Annotated in this window: 1 rRNA gene; it reads right to left on the bottom strand. The window is 56.1% G+C overall.

Annotated elements, in window-relative coordinates:
* Window positions 1–122: 122 nt before the first annotated feature.
* Window positions 123–1643 (bottom strand): 16S ribosomal RNA (locus N7568_RS22470).
* Between the last annotated feature and the right edge of the window lie 138 nt (window positions 1644–1781).

The raw sequence follows: 1781 nt of genomic DNA, 5'->3' as shown, positions 1-1781 counted from the left end.
GATTCGTTGATATTCCACCCATGAGCACCCACCGCAGAACAGACGCCTGCGCAATGGGCAACACTGACAACCCCCACACCCCGCATACACGGAACACAGAAAGGCTGTAAGCAGCTCCTTAGAAAGGAGGTGATCCAGCCGCACCTTCCGGTACGGCTACCTTGTTACGACTTAGTCCCAATCGCCGGTCCCACCTTCGACGGCTCCCCCCACAAGGGTTAGGCCACCGGCTTCGGGTGTTACCAACTTTCGTGACTTGACGGGCGGTGTGTACAAGGCCCGGGAACGTATTCACCGCAGCGTTGCTGATCTGCGATTACTAGCGACTCCGACTTCATGGGGTCGAGTTGCAGACCCCAATCCGAACTGAGACCGGCTTTTTGGGATTAGCTCCACCTCACAGTATCGCAACCCTTTGTACCGGCCATTGTAGCATGCGTGAAGCCCAAGACATAAGGGGCATGATGATTTGACGTCGTCCCCACCTTCCTCCGAGTTGACCCCGGCAGTCTCCTATGAGTCCCCGCCATAACGCGCTGGCAACATAGAACGAGGGTTGCGCTCGTTGCGGGACTTAACCCAACATCTCACGACACGAGCTGACGACAACCATGCACCACCTGTAAACCGACCGCAAGCGGGGCACCTGTTTCCAGGTATTACCGGTTCATGTCAAGCCTTGGTAAGGTTCTTCGCGTTGCATCGAATTAATCCGCATGCTCCGCCGCTTGTGCGGGCCCCCGTCAATTCCTTTGAGTTTTAGCCTTGCGGCCGTACTCCCCAGGCGGGGCACTTAATGCGTTAGCTACGGCGCGGAAAACGTGGAATGTCCCCCACACCTAGTGCCCAACGTTTACGGCATGGACTACCAGGGTATCTAATCCTGTTCGCTCCCCATGCTTTCGCTCCTCAGCGTCAGTTACAGCCCAGAGACCTGCCTTCGCCATCGGTGTTCCTCCTGATATCTGCGCATTTCACCGCTACACCAGGAATTCCAGTCTCCCCTACTGCACTCTAGTCTGCCCGTACCCACTGCAGAACCGGAGTTGAGCCCCGGTCTTTCACAGCAGACGCGACAAACCGCCTACGAGCTCTTTACGCCCAATAATTCCGGATAACGCTTGCGCCCTACGTATTACCGCGGCTGCTGGCACGTAGTTAGCCGGCGCTTCTTCTGCAGGTACCGTCACTTTCGCTTCTTCCCTACTGAAAGAGGTTTACAACCCGAAGGCCGTCATCCCTCACGCGGCGTCGCTGCATCAGGCTTTCGCCCATTGTGCAATATTCCCCACTGCTGCCTCCCGTAGGAGTCTGGGCCGTGTCTCAGTCCCAGTGTGGCCGGTCACCCTCTCAGGCCGGCTACCCGTCGTCGCCTTGGTAGGCCATTACCCCACCAACAAGCTGATAGGCCGCGAGTCCATCCAAAACCGCAAAAGCTTTCCACCACCATGACATGCGCCAGATGGTCATATCCGGTATTAGACCCAGTTTCCCAGGCTTATCCCAGAGTCAAGGGCAGGTTACTCACGTGTTACTCACCCGTTCGCCACTAATCCCCCAGCAAGCTGGGATCATCGTTCGACTTGCATGTGTTAAGCACGCCGCCAGCGTTCATCCTGAGCCAGGATCAAACTCTCCGTTGAAGTAAAACAAATCAAACAGACACAACCACACCCACCGGAAATAACGGCGAACACGGCTGCACAAAATTCGAAACCAGCTGAAAACCAGCCCACCACACACGGGGGTGCATGACAGAACTGGCATAAATTTCAACCAAT

It is taken from the genome of Paenarthrobacter aurescens, assembly GCF_025421775.1.
Taxonomy (GTDB): domain Bacteria; phylum Actinomycetota; class Actinomycetes; order Actinomycetales; family Micrococcaceae; genus Arthrobacter; species Arthrobacter aurescens_B.
This window is presented reverse-complemented; position numbering and strand designations above follow the sequence as displayed.